15 protein-coding genes are annotated in these 20,169 nt (G+C 73.5%); 2 read left to right on the top strand and 13 right to left on the bottom strand.

Going from position 1 to position 20,169, the window contains the following annotated elements; all coding sequences use genetic code 11:
• Entirely contained in the window at nucleotides 1-2,163 is a 2,163-nt protein-coding gene (locus HGA03_RS14420; RefSeq protein WP_168630985.1) for a RecQ family ATP-dependent DNA helicase, read from the top strand.
• Nucleotides 2,164-2,424: 261 nt separating this feature from the next.
• Here the strand turns inward: HGA03_RS14420 and hisD are convergent, their stop codons facing one another.
• Nucleotides 2,425-3,738: a histidinol dehydrogenase gene (gene hisD, locus HGA03_RS14415; protein WP_168630984.1), complete on the bottom strand. Its 1,314-nt coding sequence runs from the start codon at nucleotides 3,736-3,738 to the stop codon at nucleotides 2,425-2,427.
• A 67-nt stretch (nucleotides 3,739-3,805) separates the two neighbouring features.
• Here hisD and HGA03_RS14410 point away from each other — a divergent pair, with 67 nt between their 5' ends.
• Nucleotides 3,806-4,033, top strand: coding sequence for an RNA-binding S4 domain-containing protein (locus tag HGA03_RS14410; RefSeq protein ID WP_168630983.1), 228 nt, complete (start codon nucleotides 3,806-3,808; stop codon nucleotides 4,031-4,033).
• 847 nt (nucleotides 4,034-4,880) lie between these two features.
• Here HGA03_RS14410 and dnaE read toward each other — a convergent pair.
• The 12 genes from dnaE to ftsW form a co-directional block, all read right to left on the bottom strand.
• The gene (dnaE, locus tag HGA03_RS14405) at nucleotides 4,881-8,450 is read right to left on the bottom strand and encodes a DNA polymerase III subunit alpha (protein ID WP_168630982.1); all 3,570 of its coding nucleotides are present in this window, start codon (nucleotides 8,448-8,450) and stop codon (nucleotides 4,881-4,883) included.
• Nucleotides 8,451-8,500: 50 nt separating this feature from the next.
• Nucleotides 8,501-9,436 carry an RluA family pseudouridine synthase gene (locus tag HGA03_RS14400; RefSeq protein WP_168630981.1) on the bottom strand — a complete coding sequence of 312 codons (936 nt, stop codon included), beginning with the start codon at nucleotides 9,434-9,436 and terminating at the stop codon, nucleotides 8,501-8,503.
• Complete coding sequence (gene lspA / locus HGA03_RS14395; RefSeq protein WP_168630980.1) at nucleotides 9,429-10,130, bottom strand: signal peptidase II; 702 nt, start codon at nucleotides 10,128-10,130, stop codon at nucleotides 9,429-9,431. The genes HGA03_RS14400 and lspA overlap by 8 nt, the downstream gene beginning before the upstream one ends.
• A 31-nt stretch (nucleotides 10,131-10,161) precedes the next feature.
• Nucleotides 10,162-10,614, bottom strand: a complete 453-nt coding sequence (locus HGA03_RS14390; protein WP_168630979.1) for a TraR/DksA family transcriptional regulator — start codon at nucleotides 10,612-10,614, stop codon at nucleotides 10,162-10,164.
• A 115-nt stretch (nucleotides 10,615-10,729) separates the two neighbouring features.
• Nucleotides 10,730-11,401, bottom strand: coding sequence for a DivIVA domain-containing protein (locus HGA03_RS14385; protein ID WP_168630978.1), 672 nt, complete (start codon nucleotides 11,399-11,401; stop codon nucleotides 10,730-10,732).
• A 151-nt stretch (nucleotides 11,402-11,552) separates the two neighbouring features.
• Entirely contained in the window at nucleotides 11,553-11,849 is a 297-nt protein-coding gene (locus HGA03_RS14380) for a YggT family protein (protein ID WP_168630977.1), read from the bottom strand.
• A gap of 3 nt (nucleotides 11,850-11,852) precedes the next feature.
• On the bottom strand, nucleotides 11,853-12,332 hold the full coding sequence (locus tag HGA03_RS14375) for a cell division protein SepF (protein ID WP_168630976.1): 480 nt from the start codon (nucleotides 12,330-12,332) through the stop codon (nucleotides 11,853-11,855).
• Between the two features lie 107 nt (nucleotides 12,333-12,439).
• Nucleotides 12,440-13,183, bottom strand: coding sequence for a peptidoglycan editing factor PgeF (pgeF, locus tag HGA03_RS14370; protein ID WP_239073541.1), 744 nt, complete (start codon nucleotides 13,181-13,183; stop codon nucleotides 12,440-12,442).
• Nucleotides 13,180-14,424 carry a cell division protein FtsZ gene (gene ftsZ, locus HGA03_RS14365; protein ID WP_168630975.1) on the bottom strand — a complete coding sequence of 415 codons (1,245 nt, stop codon included), beginning with the start codon at nucleotides 14,422-14,424 and terminating at the stop codon, nucleotides 13,180-13,182. The genes pgeF and ftsZ overlap by 4 nt, the downstream gene beginning before the upstream one ends.
• 164 nt (nucleotides 14,425-14,588) lie before the next feature.
• Nucleotides 14,589-15,983, bottom strand: coding sequence for a cell division protein FtsQ/DivIB (locus tag HGA03_RS14360; RefSeq protein WP_203767369.1), 1,395 nt, complete (start codon nucleotides 15,981-15,983; stop codon nucleotides 14,589-14,591).
• A 4-nt stretch (nucleotides 15,984-15,987) separates the two neighbouring features.
• Nucleotides 15,988-18,897, bottom strand: coding sequence for a UDP-N-acetylmuramate--L-alanine ligase (gene murC / locus HGA03_RS19635; protein ID WP_308439754.1), 2,910 nt, complete (start codon nucleotides 18,895-18,897; stop codon nucleotides 15,988-15,990).
• A complete protein-coding gene (ftsW, locus tag HGA03_RS14350) occupies nucleotides 18,894-20,165 on the bottom strand; it encodes a putative lipid II flippase FtsW (protein ID WP_168630974.1) in 1,272 nt (423 codons plus the stop codon). The genes murC and ftsW overlap by 4 nt, the downstream gene beginning before the upstream one ends.
• Nucleotides 20,166-20,169 lie beyond the last annotated feature (4 nt).

Below are 20,169 nucleotides of genomic sequence, written 5' to 3'. Positions count from 1 at the left end.
ATGAGCACCACACCCGATCCCACCGTCGCCGAGGACCTGCGCGCCGAGGCCGAGGCCGTGCTGCGCCGCCTGGTCGGCCGCCCGGATGCCCGGCTGCGCGACGACCAGTGGCGGGCGATCGAGGCGCTGGTGCGCGACCACCGGCGAGCCCTGGTCGTCCAGCGCACCGGGTGGGGCAAGTCGGCGGTGTACTTCGTGGCGACCGCCCTGCTGCGGGCCCGGGGCGCGGGACCCACGGTGCTGGTGTCGCCGCTGCTGGCCCTGATGCGCAACCAGGTCGCCTCCGCCGCCGGTGCCGGGGTGCGGGCGGCGACGCTCAACTCCGCCAACGTCACCGAGTGGGACGAGGTGCACGCCGCGGTCGCCGCCGGGCAGATCGACGTGCTGCTGGTCAGCCCGGAGCGGCTGAACAACCCGGCGTTCCGGGACGAGGTGCTGCCCGCCCTGGCCGCCGACGCCGGGCTAGTGGTGGTCGACGAGGCACACTGCATCTCCGACTGGGGGCACGACTTCCGGCCCGACTACCGGCGGCTGCGCACCCTGCTGGCCGACCTGCCCGCCGGGATCCCGGTGCTCGCCACCACCGCCACCGCGAACGGGCGGGTCACCGCGGACATCGCCGAGCAGCTCGGCACCGGGCGAGACCAGGACGTGCTGGTGCTGCGCGGACCGCTCGACCGGTCCAGCCTCGACCTGTCGGTGGTCCGGCTGCCCGACACCGCCGCACAGCTGGCCTGGCTGACCGCCAATCTGCCCGCGCTGGACGGTTCCGGGATCGTCTACTGCCTCACCATCGCCGCCGCAGGCCAGGTCACCGAGCACCTGCGCTCCGCCGGTCTGGACGTGCGGGTCTACACCGGGCAAACCGACCCGGCCGAGCGCGAGGAGGCCGAGGCGGACCTGCTGGCGAACCGGGTCAAGGCCCTGGTCGCCACGTCCGCGCTCGGGATGGGCTTCGACAAACCCGATCTTGGGTTCGTCGTGCACGTGGGCGCCCCCTCCTCCCCGATCAGCTACTACCAGCAGGTCGGCCGGGCCGGTCGCGCCGCCGAGGCCGCCGGTGGCCGGGCCGCCGCGGTGCTGCTGCCCGGCCGGGAGGACCGCGCGATCTGGGACTGGTTCGCCGGAACCGCCTTCCCGCCGGAGGCCGACGTGCGGGCCGCCCTGGACGCGCTCGCTGAGCACGGCACCCTGTCCACCACCGCGCTGGAACCCCGGGTCAGTCTGCGCCGCGGTCGCCTGGAACAGATGCTCAAGGTGCTGGACGTGGACGGTGCGGTGCGCCGGGTCCGCGGCGGGTGGGAGGCCACCGGCCGGCCGTGGAGCTACGACGGCGAGCGGTACGCCCGGGTGACCGCCACCCGCAAGGCCGAACAGCAGTCGATGCTGGACTACATCGCCACCGACGGTTGCCGGATGGCCCATCTGCGTCGAGCGTTGGACGACCCCGACCTGGCCGCCGGCTCCGACTGGCGGTGCGGCCGGTGTGACACCTGCACCGGCCGGTCGCCCGGACACGCACCGGACGCCGACCAGGTCGCCGCCGCCCGGGAGCAGCTCGCCACCGCCGGGGTGGTGGTGGACCCGCGACGACAGTGGCCCTCCGGCATGGCCACCCTCGGCATCGAGCTGTCCGGCCGGATCGCCGCCGAGGAGCGCGCCGAACCCGGCCGGGCGGTGGCGCGGATGGACTCGGTCGGCTGGGGCGGGCTGCTGCGCGATCTGTTCGCGCCGGAGGCCCCGGCACCCGACGGGCTGCCGCAGGCGCTGCGCGGGCCGGTGCTCGCCACCCTGGACGCCTGGGAGTGGTCGGCGCCGCCGGAGGGAGTGGTGCTGATCGAGTCCGAGCGGCAGACCGCGCTGGTCCGGCACCTGGCCGAGGGGGTGGCCCGGCACCTCGGCGTCCCGGTGGTCGGCTCCGTGCGCCCGGCGCCGGGGACGGTCGCCGGGCGGCACGACGTGAACTCCGCGCACCGGCTCGCCGGGGTGGTCCGGCGCCTGGAGCTCGACCTGTCCCCGGCGGCCGCGGCAGGGCTGCCCGGACGACGGGTGCTGCTGGTGGACGACCGGGTGGACAGCGGGTGGACGCTGACCGTCGCGGCCCGCCTGCTGCGCCGCGCGGGCGCCGCGGAGGTGATGCCCTTCGTGCTCGGCGTGGGCTGAGCCGTTTTCGGGGGTGAGCCACGCTGCGGGCGCAGGTGAGCCGGCCGTGGCGCGGGCTCACCTGCCCTGGCGTGGAGCGAGTGCCGGCGCGGCGTGAGCTGAGCCGTATTCGAGGGTGAGCCACACTGCGGGCGCGGGTGAGCCGGCCGCGGCTCGGGCTCACCTGCCCTGGCGTGGAGCGAGCGCCGGCGCGGCGTGAGCGAGCCGTTCCGGCGTGGTCTGGCCCGTGCTCGGCATGGGACACACCGCGCGGAGCACCGCTCAGAACCGCGCGGTGACCGCCTCGCCGTGCGCGGGCAGCCCCTCGGCCTCCGCCAGGGCGACGATCTTGCCGGACACCTCACGCAGCGCGTCCGCGTCGTACTCGATCACCTGCACTGCCCGCACGAACGAGTGCACGCCCAGACCGGAGCTGAAGTGCGCACAGCCGCCGGTGGGCAGCACGTGGTTCGACCCGGCGATGTAGTCGCCCAGGGACACCGGCGAGTACGGGCCGACGAAGATCGCCCCGGCGCTGGTCACCCGCTCGGCCACCTCGGCGGCGTGCACGGTCTGGATCTCCAGGTGCTCCGCGCCGTAGGCGTTGACCACGTCCAGCCCGGCCTCCAGGTCGTCGACCAGGACGATCGCCGACTGCCGGCCACCGAGCGCCTGCGCCACCCGCTGGGCGTGCCGGGTGACCTGCACTCGATCGACCAGCTTGGCCTGCACCGCCATCGCCAGCTCCACCGACGGCGTGACCAGCACCGACGCGGCCAGCGGGTCGTGCTCGGCCTGCGACACCAGATCGGCTGCCACGTGCACCGGGTCGGCGGTGCCGTCGGCCAGGATCGCGATCTCGGTCGGTCCGGCCTCGGCGTCGATCCCGACCACCCCGCGGACCAGGCGCTTGGCGGCGGCGACATAGACGTTGCCCGGGCCGGTGATCACGTCGACCGGCTCGCACAGCGTGCTGCCGTCCGACTCGGCCGCCCCGTAGGCAAGCAGGCCAATCGCCTGGGCACCCCCGGCGGCGTAGACCTCGTCCACCCCGAGCAGCGCGCAGGTCGCCAGCACCACCGGGTCCGGCAGCCCGCCGTTGTCCTGCTGCGGCGGCGACGCCACGGCCAGTGCACCGACCCCGGCCTCCTGGGCGGCGACCACGTTCATGATCACCGACGACGGGTACACCGCCAGGCCTCCAGGCACGTACAGGCCGACCCGGCGCACCGGGATCCAGCGCTGACGCACCTGCGCGCCCGGCGCCACCTGCACAGTGAAGTCGGCCGGGCGCTGCGCCGCGTGCACGGTGCGCACCCGGCGGATCGTCTCCTCCAGGGCGGCACGCACCTGCGGGTCCAGCACGTCCACCGCGGCGGCGATCGCCTCTGCCGGCACCCGCAGGTGCTCCGGGCGCACCCCGTCGAAGCGCTCGGCCAGGTCCCGCAGCGCGTCGGCGCCCCGATGGCGCACGTCGGCCAGGATGGGCGCCACCGACTCGGTGGCAGCCTCCACATCCACCTCGGGGCGGGGCAGCTCCTCGAGGAGCTCACGACGGGTCAGGGTGCGACCGCGCAGGTCGATCCGGGAGATCACCCGTCCGAGTCTAGGCGCTCGGGGGGTGCCACGGCCCGGGACGTCCACCCACCGGCGGCCTGGCAGGATGGGTGCCGTGGACACCGTGCCGATCTCCGACGACGTCATCCGCCTGGGCCAGTTCCTCAAGCTGGCGAACCTGGCCGACTCCGGCGCCGACGCCCGCCTGCTGATCGAGAACGGCGACGTCCGGGTCAACGGCGAGGTCGAGGAGCGCCGCGGTCGGCAACTGCACCGGGGCGACACGGTCGAGGTCGACTCCCCCGCCGGCTCCCTCGCCGCCCGCGTCGGCTGACCAGCCCGCGGGCTGACCGCCCCGGGGGCTGACCGCCCCGCGTGCCGACCGCCCTCGTCCACCCGTCGCCCGCGGAACCAGCGAGCACGGTCCCACCGCGCCGGCATCCGATGGCGACCCAGCCGAACCGCGCCCCGAGGTCGTGACACCCGCGTCGAGTGCGGTCCCGCGGCTGACGAACTCACCGCCGATGCACCGAACTCGGCGACGGCACGCCGCCACCGCGTCGGCACCCCTCTGACTCCCGCGCCGATCGCGGCGACTGAGACCGTCGGTGCCGCGAGGTCGTGACACCCGCGCCGAGTGCGGTCCCACGGTTCACGAACTCACCGCCGATGCACCGAACTCGGCGACGGCACGCCGCCACCCCGTCGGCACCCCTCTGACTCCCGCGCCGATCGCGGCGACTGAGACCGTCGGTGCCGCGAGGTCGTGACACCCGCGCCGAGTGCGGTCCCACGGTTCACGAACTCACCGCCGATGCACCGAACTCGGCGATGTGACGCCGACACCCAGGCAGGTCACCTCCGGTCGTCCGTCGCCGCCGACGTCGGCTGAGACCGTCGGTCCCGCGAGGTCGTGACACCCGCGCCGAATGCGGTCCCGCCGGTGACGAGCTCACCGCCGATGCGCCGAACTCGGCGACGGCACGCCGCCACCCCGTCGGCACCCCTCTGACTCCCGCGCCGCTCGCGGCGGCCGAGACCGTCGGCGCCGCGAGGTCGTGACTCCCGCGCCGAGTGCGGTCCCGCGGGTCACGAACTCACCGCCGATGTACCGAACTCGGCGCCGGGACACGCCGGCGCGCCGGCCCGGGGCGCGGCAGCGCCGGGCCACGCGCCGCCGGTCAGCCGACGGGGGCGGCGACGCTGGAGGCCAAGCAGCTGGGTCCGAGCAGTGCCTTGAGGTCGCCGTACAGCGCGGGCGACCGCTCCACCCGCAGCCCGGGGTCGAGCCGCACGACGGTGGCGCGGCCGGGCCGGGTCAGCCGCAGGTGCACCTCGCTGACGCCGGGGTGGGTGTGCAGCACCTCACGCAGCCGGTCGACCACCGGGACGGTGGCCCGCGACTCGGGCAGGGTGACCACGACCGGGGCGTCGGCGACCGCGGAGACGTCCGGCAGGGACACCTCCATCGCCTGCAACTGCATGGTGTCGTCGCGGCGGCGGACCCGGCCGCGGACCACGATCACGGCGTCCTCGGCCAGCACGGTGGAGTAGGCCAGGTAGGTCTCGCCGAAGAACATGATCTCCACCGAGCCGGCCATGTCCTCCAGGGTGACCGCGGCCCACGGGTTGCCCTGCTTGGACATCTTGCGCTGCAGCGAGGTGATCAGCCCGGCGACCAGGACGGTGGACCCGTCGGGGCGGTCCTCGTCGGCCATCAGGGTGGCGATCGGGACGTCGGCGGCGGCGCTGAGCACGTGTTCCAGGCCGGACAGCGGGTGGTCGGAGACGTAGAGGCCGAGCATCTCCCGCTCGAAGGCGAGCCGCTGCTTCTTGTCCCAGTCCGGCACCTCGGGCACCTGGACGGCGAAGCTCGGGCCCTCGTCGGCGCCACCGAGGTCGGCGAACAGGTCGAACTGACCTTCGGCCTCCTTGCGCTTGACGCCGATCACCGAGTCGACGGCCTGCTCGTGCACCAGCAGCAGGGCGCGCCGGGCGTGGCCGAGGGAGTCGAAGGCGCCGGACTTGATCAGCGACTCGATGGTCCGCTTGTTGCAGACCACCGCGGGGACCTTGTCCAGGAAGTCGGTGAAGGAGGTGAAGTCACCCTTCTCCTGCCGGGCCTTGACGATCTCGGCCACCACGTTCGCGCCGACGTTGCGGACCGCGGTCAGGCCGAACCGGATGTCGGCGCCGACGGCGGTGAACAGCGCATCGGAGGAGTTGACGTCCGGCGGGAGCACCGTGATGCCCATCCGGCGGCACTCGTTCAGGTAGAGCGCCGACTTGTCCTTGTCGTCGCGCACGCTGGTGAGCAGGCCGGCCATGTACTCGGTCGGGTAGTTCGCCTTGAGGAAGGCGGTCCAGTACGCGACCACGCCGTAGCCCGCGGAGTGTGCCTTGTTGAAGGCGTATCCGGCGAACGGCACCAGGGTGTCCCACACCGCCTGGATCGCGGGGTCGGAGTAGCCCCGCTCGCGCATCCCGGCCTGGAACGGGATGAACTCCTTCTCCAGGATCTCCTTCTTCTTCTTGCCCATCGCGCGGCGGAGCAGGTCCGCCTGGCCGAGGGAGTACCCGGCGAGCACCTGGGCGGCCTTCTGCACCTGCTCCTGGTACACGATCAGGCCGTAGGTGCCGTCCAGCACGTCCGCGAGCGGCTCGGCCAGCTCGGGGTGGATCGGGGTGATCTCCTGCAGGCCGGTCTTGCGCAGGGCGTAGTTGGTGTGCGAGTTCATGCCCATCGGCCCGGGCCGGTACAGGGCGATGACCGCGGAGATGTCCTCGAAGTTGTCCGGGCGCATCTGGCGCAGCAGGGCACGCATCGGCCCACCGTCGAGCTGGAACACGCCCAGAGTGTTGCCGGAGCCGAGCAGCTGGTAGGTCGCCGGGTCGTCGAGCGGGATGTCCTCCAGCTCGATCGGGTCCTTGCCGTTGGCGACGATGTTGCGCAGCGCGTCGTCCAGGATGGTCAGGTTGCGCAGCCCGAGGAAGTCCATCTTGATCAGGCCGAGGCCCTCGGACGTCGGGTAGTCGAACTGGGTGATGATCGCGCCGTCCTGCGGGCGCTTCATGATCGGGATGATGTCCAGCAGCGGCTCGCTGGACATGATCACCCCGGCGGCGTGCACGCCCCACTGGCGCTTGAGGTTCTCCAGGCCGCGGGCGGTCTCCAGCACGCGCTGGGCCTCCGGGTCGGCCTGCACCACCTGGCGGAACTCCTCCGCCTCGGGGTAGCGCGGGTCGTCCGGGTTGTAGATGCCGGACAGGGTGATGTCCTTACCCATCACGGCCGGCGGCATCGCCTTGGTGAGCTTCTCCCCCATCGCGAACGGCAGGCCGAGCACCCGCGAGGAGTCCTTGAGTGCCTGCTTGGCCTTGATGGTGCCGTAGGTGACGATCTGGGCCACCCGGTCGTCGCCGTACTTCTCGGTGACGTACCGGATGACCTCGCCGCGCCGGCGCTCGTCGAAGTCCACGTCGACATCCGGCCAGGACACGCGCTCGGGGTTGAGGAACCGCTCGAAGATCAGGCCGTGCCGCAGCGGGTCGAGCTCGGTGATGCCCATCGCGTAGGACGCCATCGACCCGGCCGCCGACCCACGGCCCGGCCCCACCCGGATGCCCTGGTTCTTGGCCCACTCGATGAAGTCGGCGACCACCAGGAAGTACCCGGAGAAGCCGAGCTGGACGATGACGCCGGTCTCGTAGTCGGCCTGCCGGCGGACGTCATCCGGGATGCCGTCCGGGTAGCGCTTGTGCAGCCCGCGCTCGACCTCCTTGATGAACCAGGAGTTCTCGTCCTCGCCGTCCGGCACCGGGAAGCGCGGCATGTAGTTGGCGTCGGTCGGGAACTCGACCTCGCACCGCTCGGCGATCAGCAGGGTGTTGTCGCAGGCCTCGGGCAGCTCGGACCAGGTCCGGCGCATCTCCTCGGCGGTCTTGACGTAGTAGCCGTCGCCGCTGAACGCGAACCGGGAGCCGCCGTTGTCGTAGGTGGGCTCGTCCAGGGTGGAGCCGGACTGCACCGCCAGCAGCACCTCGTGCGCGTGGGCGTCGTCCTTCTTGGTGTAGTGCAGGTCGTTGGTGGCGACCAGGGGGGCGCCGATCTGCTCGGCGATGTTCAGCAGGCCCTTGATGGTCCGGCGCTCGATCTCCAGGCCGTGGTCCATCAGCTCGATGTAGAAGTTGTCCTTGCCGAAGATGTCCTGCAGTTCCCCGGCGGCCCGGAGCGCCTCGGCGTCGTGCCCCAGCCGCAGCCGGGTCTGGATCTCGCTGGACGGGCAGCCGGAGGTGGCGATCAGGCCCTCGGAGTAGCGGGAGATCAGTTCCCGGTCCATCCGCGGCCACTTGCCCATCTGCCCCTCGATCGAGGCCAGCGAGCCGAGCCGGAACAGGTTGTGCATGCCCTCGGTGCTCCGGGACAGCAGCGTCATGTGGGTGTACGCACCACGGGCCGAGACGTCGTCGGAGGCCTGGTGCGCCTCGCCCCAGCGCACCCGGTTCTGGTCGAAGCGGCTGGTGCCCGGGGTGACGTACGCCTCGACGCCGATGATCGGCTTGATGCCGCGCTTGCGGGCCTGGGCGTAGAAGTCGTAGGCGCCGAACAGGTAGCCGTGATCGGTGATCGCCATCGCGTTCTGCCCGACCCGCTGCGCCTCGTCCAGCAGCTCGCCGATCCGCGCGGCGCCGTCCAGCATCGAGTACTCGGTGTGGACGTGCAGATGAACGAAGCCACTCTCCGATGCCATGCCGACCATCCTAGGTGCCGCCTCGGACACCCCGGCACAGCCCCGCCGGGTCAGCGGTAGGCGTCCCGCAGACTGTCCAGGGCGGCGGCCAGATCGGCCGGGTACTCGCTGGTCAGCTCCAGGTACTGCCCGGTCCCCGGGTGCTCGAAGCCGAGCCGCATCGCGTGCAGCCACTGCCGGCTCAGCCCGACCTTCGCCGCCAGCACCGGGTCGGCGCCGTAGGTCAGGTCGCCGACCAGCGGGTGCCGCAGCGCGGAGAAGTGCACCCGGATCTGGTGGGTGCGGCCGGTCTCCAGGTGCACCTCGCAGAGCGAGGCGGCCGGCAGCATCTCCAGCACCTCGTAGTGGGTGACCGAGGGCTTGCCGTCCGCGACCACGGCGAACTTCCAGTCGTTGCCCGGGTGCCGGCCGATCGGGGCGTCGATGGTGCCGGTGGTCGGCTCCGGATGGCCCTGGGCGAGCGCGTGGTAGACCTTGTCCACCGTCCGCTCCTTGAACGCCCGCTTGAGCGCGGTGTAGGCGTGTTCGGACTTGGCGACCACCATCAGGCCCGAGGTGCCGACGTCCAGTCGGTGCACCACGCCCTGGCGCTCGGCGGCGCCGCTGGTGGCGATCCGGTAGCCCCGGGCGGCGAGCACCCCGACCACGGTCGGACCGGTCCAGCCCGGCGACGGGTGCGCAGCGACCCCGACCGGCTTGTTCACCACCACCAGGTCGGCGTCGTCGTGCACCACCCGCAGCTCGGGCACGTCCTCGGCGACCACCACCGGGCCCGCGGGTTCCGGGTCGGGCAGCTCGACCTCCAGCCAGCCGTCCGGGGTCAGCCGCGCCGACTTGCCGACCTCGACCCCGTCCACCCGGACCCGGCCGGCCTCGGCGAGTTCGGCGGCACGGGTGCGGGACAGGCCGAGCATCCGGGACAGCGCGGCGTCCACCCGTTCACCGGCCAGCGCGTCCGGGACCGGCAGGCTGCGCAGGTCAGCCATCGCGGCGGTCGTCCCGGGCCTGGTCGGCGGCGCTGTGGTCGGCGGTGCTGTGGTCGGTGCCGGTGTGGTCGGTGGCGCTGAGGTCGTCCGTGGTCGGCCCGTCGGTCCCGCCGTCCACAGCGTGGTCGGCATCGGCACGACCGGCAGCGTGGGCCGCCTCGCCCGAGCTCTCCCGGGTCCCGTCCAGCCGCACCCCGCGGAACGACAGGATCATCAGCAACCCGGCCGCCGCCACGATCGCGATGTCCGCGACGTTCCCGACGAACAGGTTCCCGTAGGCGATGAAGTCGATCACGTGCCCGCGCCCGACCCCGGGCTCGCGGACCAGCCGGTCGATCAGGTTGCCCAGTGCCCCACCCAGCAACAGCCCGAGCGCGATCGCCCAGCCGGTGCTGCCGAGCCGCCGGGCCACCCGCACGATCACCACGATCACCACCAGGGCGATCAGGGTGAGCAGCCAGGTGGTGCCGGTCGCCAGGCCCAGGGCGGCGCCGGGGTTGAACAGCAACTGGATGCCGAGCAGGTCGCCCAGCACCGGGTGCCGTACCCCCTCGTCCAGCGCGGCCAGCGCCCAGGCCTTGGTGACCTGGTCGACGATCAGGACGCCGACCGCCAGCGCGATCAGCCAGATCAGCCGGGGCCGGCGGGCGGACACGGGAGCCGGGGTGGGCGCGGGCAGCGGGTTCGTCGACATCGGGCAGGAGTCTACGCAGCGCGCAGCCGGCTCAGCGCCGCTCCTCGCGCTGCTTGCAGGCCACGCACAGCACGGCGCGCGGGAACGCCTGCACCCGGGCCTTGCCGATCGCCTCGTGACAGGAGTCGCAGCGGGCGAAGGTGCCGGCCGAGATCCGCTCCAGCGCGCGGCTGGTCTGGCGCAGCATGTCCCGGGTGTTGTTCACCAGGGTCAGCTCGTGCTCGCGCTCGAGGGCGGAGGAACCGCTGTCGGCCTGGTCGTCGCCCGCGCCGTCGCCGGAGTTGCGCAGCAGCTCGTTCAGTTCCTCGTCCGCACTGGCCAGCTCGGCGGTCAGGCGGTCCAGCTCGGCCAGCAGGTCGTCGGCGATGGCCTGGACCTCGGCCGGGCTCCACGACTCCTCCCCCGCGCGCACCGGGAAACGCTCGGCGGCGTCGGACAGGTCCGGGATCGTGGGGCGTGCGTCAAGGGATTCGTTCAGGGCCACGGGCGATGTCCTGTTCTCTCGAGAGTCCGCGAAGCGTATGTGCCTGACCCACGACGCACAACACACCACGCCCGGCGTCCGGACGTGGTGTGTTGTGAGGTGACGTGGGTGTCGATCAGATGTTGGTCGACGGGGTGGCGCCCTGACCCCGGGGCGGCACCCCCGATCCGCGGTTGTCCAGGTCGCCGAGCAGGTTCTCGAGGTAGCTCTTGAGCCGGGTGCGGTAGTCGCGCTCGAACACCCGCAGCTCGTCGATCTTGCGGTCGAGCATCGACCGCTCCTCCTCGAGCTGGGCCAGCGTGCGGGCCGAGGTCTCCTCCGCCTCGCGGACGATCCGCGCGGCCTGGGACTTGGCCTCGGTGACCAGGCGGTCACCCTCCTCCTGACCGGAGCGCACGTAGTCGTCGTGCAGCTTCTGGGCCAGCGCCAGCATGCCGGTGGCGGACTCCGGCTCGCTCTGCCGCTGCGGCTGGACCGGTGCGGTCGCCTGCACCGGCGCGGGGGCCGGGGTCGGCACGATCGGCGCGGGGGCCGGCTTCTCGGGCTCGGGCTCCGGCTTGGGCGCGGCCGCCGGGGCAGCCTGGGCGCCGGCGCGGCTCAGCTCGGCGATGCGACGCTCGGCGGCGGCGAGCTTGCCCTTGAGGTCGTCGTTCTCGGCCTGGGTCTCCCGCAGGGTGTTGACGACCTCGTCCAGGAAGTCGTCGACCTCGTCCTGGTCGTAGCCCTCACGGAACTTGGTTGCCTGGAACTTCTTGTTCAGGACGTCGTCTGCAGTCAGCAGTGCCATCGTCGTCACCTTCTGTCGAACTGGGTCGAGCCGGTGGTAGTCCGCCGACCACCTCGGATCACCGTATCGGACAATCACATATCCGCACGTCCCCGCCGGGACCCGACGTCGAGGCGGGGGCAATGCGTGCCGGGCACCGAGTGCCCGGTCCTTACAAACCTGCCGCCAGGAATCCCAGCATCGACAGCAGGAACCAACAACCCAGCACCAGCACCATGAACCCGAGATCGAGCCGGATCGACCCCAGCGACAGCGGCGGGATGATCCGTCGGAGCCAGCGCAGCGGCGGGTCGGTGACGGTGTAGACCGCCTCCGCGACCACCAGCGCGGCGCCTCGGGGGCGCCAGTCCCGGGCGAAGACCTGGACCCAGTCCAGGATCAGCCGGGCGAACAGCACCAGGATGAACAGCAGGACAGCAACCTGGAGCACCCCGAGAACGACGCGCACGTGTCAGCTCTGGTTGAAGAAGCTGCCGCGCGAGGTCTCGCCCGGCCGCTCGACGCCACCGGAGATCTCGACGCTGGACGGCGACAGCAGGAAGACCTTGTTGGTCACCCGCTCGATCGCGCCGTGCAGGCCGAAGATCAGACCCGCGGCGAAGTCGACCAGGCGCTTGGCGTCCGAGTCGTCCATGTCCGAGAGGTTCATGATCACGGGGGTGCCGGCGCGGAACGCCTCACCGATCTTGCGGGCGTCGTTGTACGAGCGCGGGTGAATGGTGGTGATCCGCCGGATCTCCCCCTCGCCCGCACGGGTATCGGCCACCGGGCGCGACGGAGCCGGCTGCGGGCGCAGCGGGGTCACCTCGGCCTCGTAGTCGTCCACCATCGGTGCCTCCGGCTCGTCGTACTCGTCGACGTACTGCTCGTGCTCGCCACGGTCGTCGGCAAGTCCGAGGTACAGCATGGTCTTGCGCAGCGCTCCGGCCATCGCGGTCACTCCATCCTGCGGAAACTGACATGTCCTGCACGGTCACGCTAGCAACGCGACACGCGGGCCCCGGTCACGACACGCCCGGACCGCCCGCGGCAATGCGTTCAGACCAGGGCGATCACACCGGCGGAGCGGCCGGTGGTGACCCCCGCCCGCTGGGCTCTCCGGTGCGAGAAGAAGCGGTCGTCGACCGCCGTGTCCAGCCCGGTGTCCAGCACCTCGCGCAGCCCGGCAGCCGTGAGCACGCTGCGCACCCCGGCGGGCAGGTCCAGGCCGGGGGTGCCGTCCACGGTGGTGCACGCGGTGGCCGGCAGCACCGCGGCCGCCTCGTCCCGCATGGCGGCGGGCACCTCGTAGTGCGGGCCGCGGATGCACGGGCCGATCGCCGCCCGCATCCGGGCCGGGTCGGCGCCGTGCGCGGTCAGGGCGGCCACGGCCTCCTGCACCACTCCGGCGAGCAGTCCGCGGCGGCCGGCGTGCACGGCGGCGGCGACCCGGGCGTCCGGGTCGGCGATCAGCACCGGCACGCAGTCGGCGACCAGCACCGCCGCGCCGAGGCCGGGCCGCAGCACCGCCACGGCATCGCAGTCGTCCGTCCCGGCGTCCGGACCGTCGACCAGCCGGACCACGGTGCCGTGCACCTGGTGACCCCAGCTGAGCGGGACGCCGGCCCAGTCCTGGACCCGGGCACGGTTGGCGGCGACCCGGTCCGGATCGTCGCCGACCGCCTGGCCGAGGTTGAGTTCGTCCCAGGGCGCGGGGCTCACCCCGCCGGCCCGGGTGGTGAAGCAGGCGCGGATGCCGGGGCCGAGGTCGACCCCGATCACCGCGCCGTCGCTCAGCGTCACTTGAGGAAGTCGGGCACGTCCAGCTCGTCGTCCCGGCGGCGCTGGATCTCCTCCTCGTAGATCCGCGGCGGGACCTCGAGCTGGGAGGTGCGCTCGGCGGCCTGCTCCGCGGACAGGAACGCGGGCACGCCCTCGCCCTCGGCGTCCGGGTCGACCGGCTGCGGGTGCACCGCGGCGTGCGCACCGGTGGTCGGCGGCACGGCGGGGGCCGGGGCGGGCGGGATGCTCGCGGGCTGGGCCGGTGCGCTGGCCCGGCCGACCTGACCGAGTGCCCGGTCGTCGCGCTTGGTCGGCGCCCCACCGTCGAAGCCGGCCGCGATCACGGTCACCCGGACCTCGTCGCCCAGCGCGTCGTCGATCACGGCACCGAAGATGATGTTCGCCTCCGGGTGCGCGGCCTCCTGCACCAGGCGGGCGGCCTCGTTGATCTCGAACAGGCCGAGGTCGGAGCCACCCTGGATGGACAGCAGCACGCCGTGGGCGCCGTCGATGCTGGCCTCCAGCAGCGGGGAGCTGATCGCCAGTTCGGAGGCCTGCACCGCACGATCCTCGCCGCGGGCCGATCCGATCCCCATCAGCGCGGAGCCCGCACCCTGCATCACGGACTTCACGTCGGCGAAGTCCAGGTTGATCAGGCCGGGGGTGGTGATCAGGTCGGTGATGCCCTGCACACCGGAGAGCAGCACCTGGTCGGCGGAGCGGAACGCGTCCAGCACCGAGACCGAGCGGTCGGCGATGGACAGCAGCCGGTCGTTCGGGATCACGATCAGGGTGTCGACCTCGGCCCGGAGCGCCTCGATGCCGGCGTCGGCCTGCACCGAGCGGCGACGGCCCTCGAACTGGAACGGCCGGGTGACCACACCGATGGTCAGCGCGCCGAGCGAGCGGGCGATCCGGGCGACGACCGGGGCGCCACCGGTGCCGGTGCCACCGCCCTCACCGGCGGTGACGAAGACCATGTCGGCGCCGCGCAGGACGTCCTCGATCTCCTCCGCGTGGTCCTCGGCGGCCTTCTTGCCCACCTCGGGGTCGGCGCCGGCGCCCAGACCGCGGGTCAGCTCGCGGCCCACGTCCAGCTTCACGTCGGCGTCCGACATCAGCAGGGCCTGCGCATCGGTGTTCACCGCGATGAACTCGACGCCCTTGAGCCCGACCTCGATCATGCGGTTCACGGCGTTGACGCCACCGCCGCCGATGCCGACGACCTTGATGACCGCCAGGTAGTTCTGCGGAGCTGCCACGGTGGGTGCCTCTCGTCTTCGTCTTCGCGTGTCGGACGAACCTTCACCCTCAACTAGAGGGTTAGAGTTATGTCATTTCTGTCTAGACGTGAAGGTATGTTCCACGTCCCGGGCGATCAATCTGCCACGCCGCGCGTGTCGGATCACACCGGTGTGATTCGCCCCTATCCCACGACGGGCATAGTCGGGGCGGAGACGTCGTAGCGACTGGCCCCGGCGGTCTCCGGCGCCGCCCGCAGCGCCGACAGCACCGCGGCCTTCAACGGCGAGTCCTGGTCGCTGCCCCACTCCACCGCCGCCCCGTCGCGCAGGGTGAAGTTCACCGAGTCCTGGGTGGTCGCCGACACCTCGCCGACCTGGGCCAGCAGATCCTCCGGCAGTTGCTCCAGCACACCGAGCACCGCGGAGAGCACCCGCTCCTCCCCCACCGGCACCTCGACCACCGGCAGTCCCTCCGGTGCGGCATCCGCGCGACCGACCTGGACCCCCTCCTCGTCCACCAGTGCGAAGCCCGACCCGGTCGGGGTGCCCTCCGCGGAGCGGACCACCTCCGAGTCCTCCGGCACCGCCGCCACCGGTTCGCGCGCGACCAGCGCGACGCTCAGCCCGTGCGGCCACTCCCGGGTGACCGTGACATCCCGCACACCCGGCACCTCCAGCAGCTCCGACCGCAGCGCCGAGGTGTCCAGCCGGGGCAGCGGCAAGCCGTCCCGGGCGTCCACCACCGCCTGCACCTGGTCCATCGCCACCACCGAGTCCGCGCCGGTCACCTGCACCTGGTCCGCGCGCAGCGCCAGCACCGGGGAGAAGAACAGCAGCCAGGCCAGTCCGGCCACCGCCAGCACGGCGGCGACCACGATCAGGATCCGGCGCTGGGTCAGTCGGCGGTGCGCCCGGGCCCGCTCGGCGAACCGGGCCGCCGACCCCTGGGCCACCACGCCGCCGGCGGGGGTGCGGGGCGCACCGCGTCCGGGGGCGGCGACCGTGCCGGTGGTGCGGCGCGGCGACCGGGCGGGAGCGACGGCGGCGGGGGTGGGCGCGGTGGCCGCGGGAGCTCGGGTCCCCGGGGCGGTTCCGGTGGCCGAGGACGTGGTCCCCGAGGCGGAGCCGGCCGCGGTGCGGCGGCTGCCCGGGACGGTGCGGGTCGAGCCCGAAGCCGGGGCGGTGCTCCGGGCCGCCGCGGGCGCGGTCGTCCGTGCCGCGGAGGGTGCGGTGGGGCGTCGCCGCCCGGTGGCAGTGCCATCGCCCCCGCGCCCGGTGCCGGGAACCTCGGTGCTGGCCCTGCGCCCGGTGGTCCCGGCCGCCGTCGTCGCACGCCCCCGACCCTGGCCCGGCGTTCCCCCGGTGCGCCCAGCCGCCGGGTTCACCCCGGTGCGCGCGGCGGCCACCGGGGCGGTGGCGTCCTCCGACCCGAGGAACACGTCCTGTTCCCCGTCCGGGGCGATCCGCTCGGGCGCACCACCACCGCCGGCCCGGGGCGGCGCGGGTCGCGGGGCCGCCGGGCGGCGGGGCGACGCGGCACGGCCGGGCTGCGGCGGACGGGGACGCTGCGGACTCATCCGGTCAGTCCTGCTCCGGGGTGGGCGCCTCCGCCAGCTCGGCCAGGATCACGGCGCCGAGCGCGGTGACGTCCCCGGCGCCGACGGTCAGCACCAGGTCGCCGGGCAGTGCGGCGGCGGCGACCGCCCGGGCCGCGTCCTCCCGGCCGGGCACGAAGCGCATCCGGTCCGGGTCCGGTGCCAGCGTGACGATGGTGTCGCCGGTCACCTCGGGGTCGGGGTCCTCGCGGGCAGCGTAGACGTCGGTCACCACGGCGAGGTCGGCCAGGCCCAGGGCCGCGGCGAACTCGTCGGCGAACGCCCGGGTCCGGGAGAACAGGTGCGGCTGGAACAGCACCAGCACCCGGCCGGTCCCGGCCACCGCGCGCGCGGTGCGCAGCAGGGCGGCGACCTCGGTCGGGTGGTGGGCGTAGTCGTCGACCACCCGGATGTCCCGGACCGTGCCGCGGTCCTCGAACCGGCGCCCGGTGCCCTGGAACTCGGCCAGGCCACGCACCGTGTCCACCACATCCGCACCGGCGGCCCAGGCGGCCAGGTAGGCGGCGGCGGCATCGGCGGCGTTGTGGTCGCCGGGCACCCGCAGTTCCAGCGTGGCGCCGGGCAGGCCGTCCAGGGAGGAGGTGAGCGGGGTGCGCCAGCCGCCGGGTGTCTCGACCGTGTCGCCGAGCCGCAGATCCGGCTCACCGGTCCGGCCGTAGGTCAGCACCCGCACGCCACGGCCGGCCAGCTCGTCGCCGACCCGGGCCAGCAGGCGCTGCACCCCCGGGTCGTCGGTGCAGGCGACCAGCGCCCCGCCCGGCCGGATCCGGTCGGTGAAATCGGCGAAGGCCTGCTCGAAGGCGTCGACGGTGCCGTAGTGGTCCAGGTGGTCCGGCTCGATGTTGGTGATCACCGCGACCGCGGGCCGGTAGTTCAGGAAGGAGCCGTCCGACTCGTCGGCCTCGGCGACGAAGGACTGTCCGGCGCCGGTGCGGTGTCCGGGCAGCGGGCCCACCTCGGTGCGCAGCGTGCCGCCGATCGCGTAGCTGGGGTCGAGCACCGGGTCCTGGCGGCCGACCGCGGTCAGCGCCGCCGCCACCATCGCGGAGGTGGTGGTCTTCCCGTGCGCCCCGGCGACCACCACGGCGATCCGGTCGTCCATCAGGGCGGCCAGCGCCTCGGACCGGTGCAGCACCGGCAGGCCGAGCTCGCGGGCCCGGGCCAGCTCCGGGTTGGTCGCCCGGATCGCGCTGGAGATCACCACGGTGTCCGCGCCGTCCAGATGCGCCGCCTCGTGCCCGATCAGGACGGTGATCCCGGCGGCCCGCAGACCGGCGACCGCGGGGCCCTCCTGGGCGTCGGAGCCCTGGACGGTCAGGCCGCGCTCGGCGAGCAGGCCGGCCACGGCGGACATCCCGGCCCCGCCGATCCCGATCAGGTGCACGGTGCCGAAGGTGGTGGGGTCGGCGGGGTCGATCCGGCCGGCCGGGGTCACAGGCGCAACCGGCTCGACGGCGGCGGCATCCTCATCCGCCGGCAGGTCCTCATCGGCGGCCTGCTCGGACCGGTCGGGGAGCGGCGCGGCAGCGTCCTCGTCCGGCACCGCCTCCGGGTCCGGCGCGTCCTGCTCGGCGGCGAGCCGGTCCGCGTCCTCCTGCTCGGCGGCGGCGAGCCGGTCCGCCGCCTCCTGCTCGGCCGCGGCGATCCGCTCGGCGCCCACGGCCAGCGCGTCCTCGACCAGGTCCGCCACCCGCTGGGCGGCATCCGGCACCCCGATGGTCGCGGCGGCGGCACCCATCTGCTCGCGCTGGGCCGCAGACTGCGGCTTGAGCAGCGGCACCAGGTGCTCGGCGAACCAGTCCGGGGTCAGGTCGTCGTCGGCGACCAGCAGGCCACCGCCGGCGGCCACCACCGGCTGGGCGTTCAGCTTCTGTTCGCCGTTGCCGACCGGCAGCGGGACGTACACCGCCGGGATGCCGAGCGCGGCCAGCTCGGAGACGGTGCCCGCCCCCGCCCGGCACAGCACCAGGTCGGCGATCGCCAGCGCCTGCTCCATCTCCCCCAGGTACTCCCGGACGTGATAGCGCTCGGCGCCCGGCACACCCCGGACCGCCGAGCGCACCGCGTCGCCCTTGCCCGCCCCGGTCAGGTGCAGCACCTCGGCACCGGTGGCCAGCACGGCGGCGGCCTGGGCGGCGACCGCGGTGTTGATCGACAGCGCGCCGAGCGAACCGCCGGTGACCAGCAGCACCGGCCGGGTGGGGTCGATGCCGAGTTCGGCGGCGGCCCGGCGCCGGGTGCCGACCGGGTCGGCCTCCCGGTCGGCCAGCAGCCCGAGGATCTCCGGCCGCAGCGGCAGGCCGGTGACCACGGCGCGCGGCAGCCGGGTGCCGGGGAAGGTCACCGCCACCGACTCGGCCCAGCGCGCGCCCAGCCGGTTGGCCAGCCCCGCACGCGCGTTCTGCTCGTGGATCACCACCGGGATGCCCCGGTTGCGGGCCGCCAGGTACGCCGGGGTCGCCACATACCCGCCGAAGCCGACCACCGCCTGGGCGCCCACCTCATCGATGGCGGCACCGGCGGCGTCCACCGCGCCACGCAGCCGGCGGGGCAGCCGGAACCAGTCCGGGGTGGGGCGCCGGGGCAGCGGCACCTTGGGCACCGTGAACAGCTCGATCCCCCGCTCCGGCACCAGCCGGGACTCCAGGCCCTCCTCGGTGCCGAGCGCGGCCAGTCGCAGCTCCGGGTCCCGGGCCCGCAGCTCCTCGGCCACGGACAGCAGCGGGTTGACGTGCCCGGCGGTCCCCCCGCCCGCCAGCAGCACCGCCCGGGTGACCGGGGTCGCGTCGGCGGGGTGGTCGGGTGCGGTCACGGTGTCCTCCGGACGGTCAAGCGGCTGGTGCGGGGTGCGGGAGATCGGGTCGGTGCCGGTCACCGCCGGACGCGGCCGATCACGGCCAGCGAGCGGCGCAGCACATGCGGGCGGGCGGACAGGGCCTCGGCGGCGCCGGGCTCACCCCGGGCGAAGGAGATCACCACACCCAGTGCGGCCATCGTCATGATCAGCGCCGAGCCACCGGCGGAGACCAGCGGCAGCGGCACGCCGATCACCGGCACCAGGCCGACCACCACGCCCATGTTCACCAGCGCCTGCCCGATGATCCAGGCGGCGATCGCGCCGGTGGTGATCTGGGCGACCGGGTCGGGGTGCCGAGCGATCACCCGGAACATGCCGAGTGCCAGCAGGGCGAACAACAGCAGCACCAGCAGGGTGCCGATCAGGCCGAGTTCCTCGCCGATGATCGCGAAGATGAAGTCGTTGTGCGCCTCGGGCAGGTAGGACCACTTCTCCCGGGACTGCCCGAGTCCGAGGCCGAACCAGCCGCCGGTGGCCAGGGCCTGGGTGCCGTGCAGCGTCTGGTACCCGCCCGCGGCCAGGTCGGGGTCGCCGGAGAAGAAGTCGGAGATCCGCTGCATCCGGTTCTCGCTGGTGACCGCGAGGCCGATCACCGCGACCACCGCGCCGAGCCCGGCCACCCCGAACACCCGCATCGGCACCCCGGCCACGAACAGCGCACCGGCGACCAACATCAGCATCACCAGCGCGGTGCCCAGGTCGTGGCCCATCAGCACCACCCCGATGGCGACCAGTGCCACCGGCAGCGCGGGGATGATCGAGTGCTTCCAGTCCTGCAGCAGCGCACGCTTGCGGGCCAGCACCGCGCCGAGCCAGATCGCCAGCGCGAGCTTGACCGCCTCGGAAGGCTGGGCGGTGAACCCGCCGATCAGGATCCAGTTCCGGTTACCGCCCTGCCCGATGCCGAGCGGGGTGAACACCAGCAACTGCATCACGATCGCGCCGACCAGGATGAACCAGGCGAAGCGGTGGTAGAACCGCACCGGCAGCCGGGAGGCCAGCCACATCAGCGGCAGGCCGATCAGCGCGAACTGCGCCTGGCTGAAGAACACCGCGTAGGGCGAACCGCCGTCGGCCAGCGAGTCCACCGAGGAGGAGGACAGCACCATCACCAGGCCGAGCACCAGCAGCAGCACGCTGGCGCCGGTGAGCAGGTAGTAGCTGGTGACCGCGGAGTTCCACTGGCCCAGCCGGGACCGTTTCCCGGGTGCGCCGCCCTCGCCGCCGACACCGTCGTTGCCGGGCAGTGCCCTGGTGCGCGGCGTGGCGTCAGTGGTCTGTGCCATGGCC

Origin of the sequence: Cellulomonas denverensis, assembly GCF_012396125.1 — a bacterium.
GTDB classification, from domain to species: Bacteria; Actinomycetota; Actinomycetes; order Actinomycetales; family Cellulomonadaceae; genus Cellulomonas; species Cellulomonas denverensis.
Note: the sequence above shows the minus strand (reverse complement) of the source record. Positions and strands in the feature narration are given on the sequence as shown.

Excerpts from the sequence above, each read along its gene's own strand:
- HGA03_RS14375 (WP_168630976.1), bottom strand. The coding sequence starts at position 12,332 with ATGGCCGGAGCGCTGCGCAAGACCATGCTGTACCTCGGACTTGCCGAC.
- ftsW (WP_168630974.1), bottom strand. The coding sequence starts at position 20,165 with ATGGCACAGACCACTGACGCCACGCCGCGCACCAGGGCACTGCCCGGC.
- HGA03_RS14400 (WP_168630981.1), bottom strand. The coding sequence starts at position 9,436 with ATGGCTGACCTGCGCAGCCTGCCGGTCCCGGACGCGCTGGCCGGTGAA.
- HGA03_RS14360 (WP_203767369.1), bottom strand. The coding sequence starts at position 15,983 with ATGAGTCCGCAGCGTCCCCGTCCGCCGCAGCCCGGCCGTGCCGCGTCG.
- HGA03_RS14420 (WP_168630985.1), top strand. The coding sequence starts at position 1 with ATGAGCACCACACCCGATCCCACCGTCGCCGAGGACCTGCGCGCCGAG.
- lspA (WP_168630980.1), bottom strand. The coding sequence starts at position 10,130 with ATGTCGACGAACCCGCTGCCCGCGCCCACCCCGGCTCCCGTGTCCGCC.
- HGA03_RS14385 (WP_168630978.1), bottom strand. The coding sequence starts at position 11,401 with ATGGCACTGCTGACTGCAGACGACGTCCTGAACAAGAAGTTCCAGGCA.
- dnaE (WP_168630982.1), bottom strand. The coding sequence starts at position 8,450 with ATGGCATCGGAGAGTGGCTTCGTTCATCTGCACGTCCACACCGAGTAC.
- HGA03_RS14410 (WP_168630983.1), top strand. The coding sequence starts at position 3,806 with ATGGGTGCCGTGGACACCGTGCCGATCTCCGACGACGTCATCCGCCTG.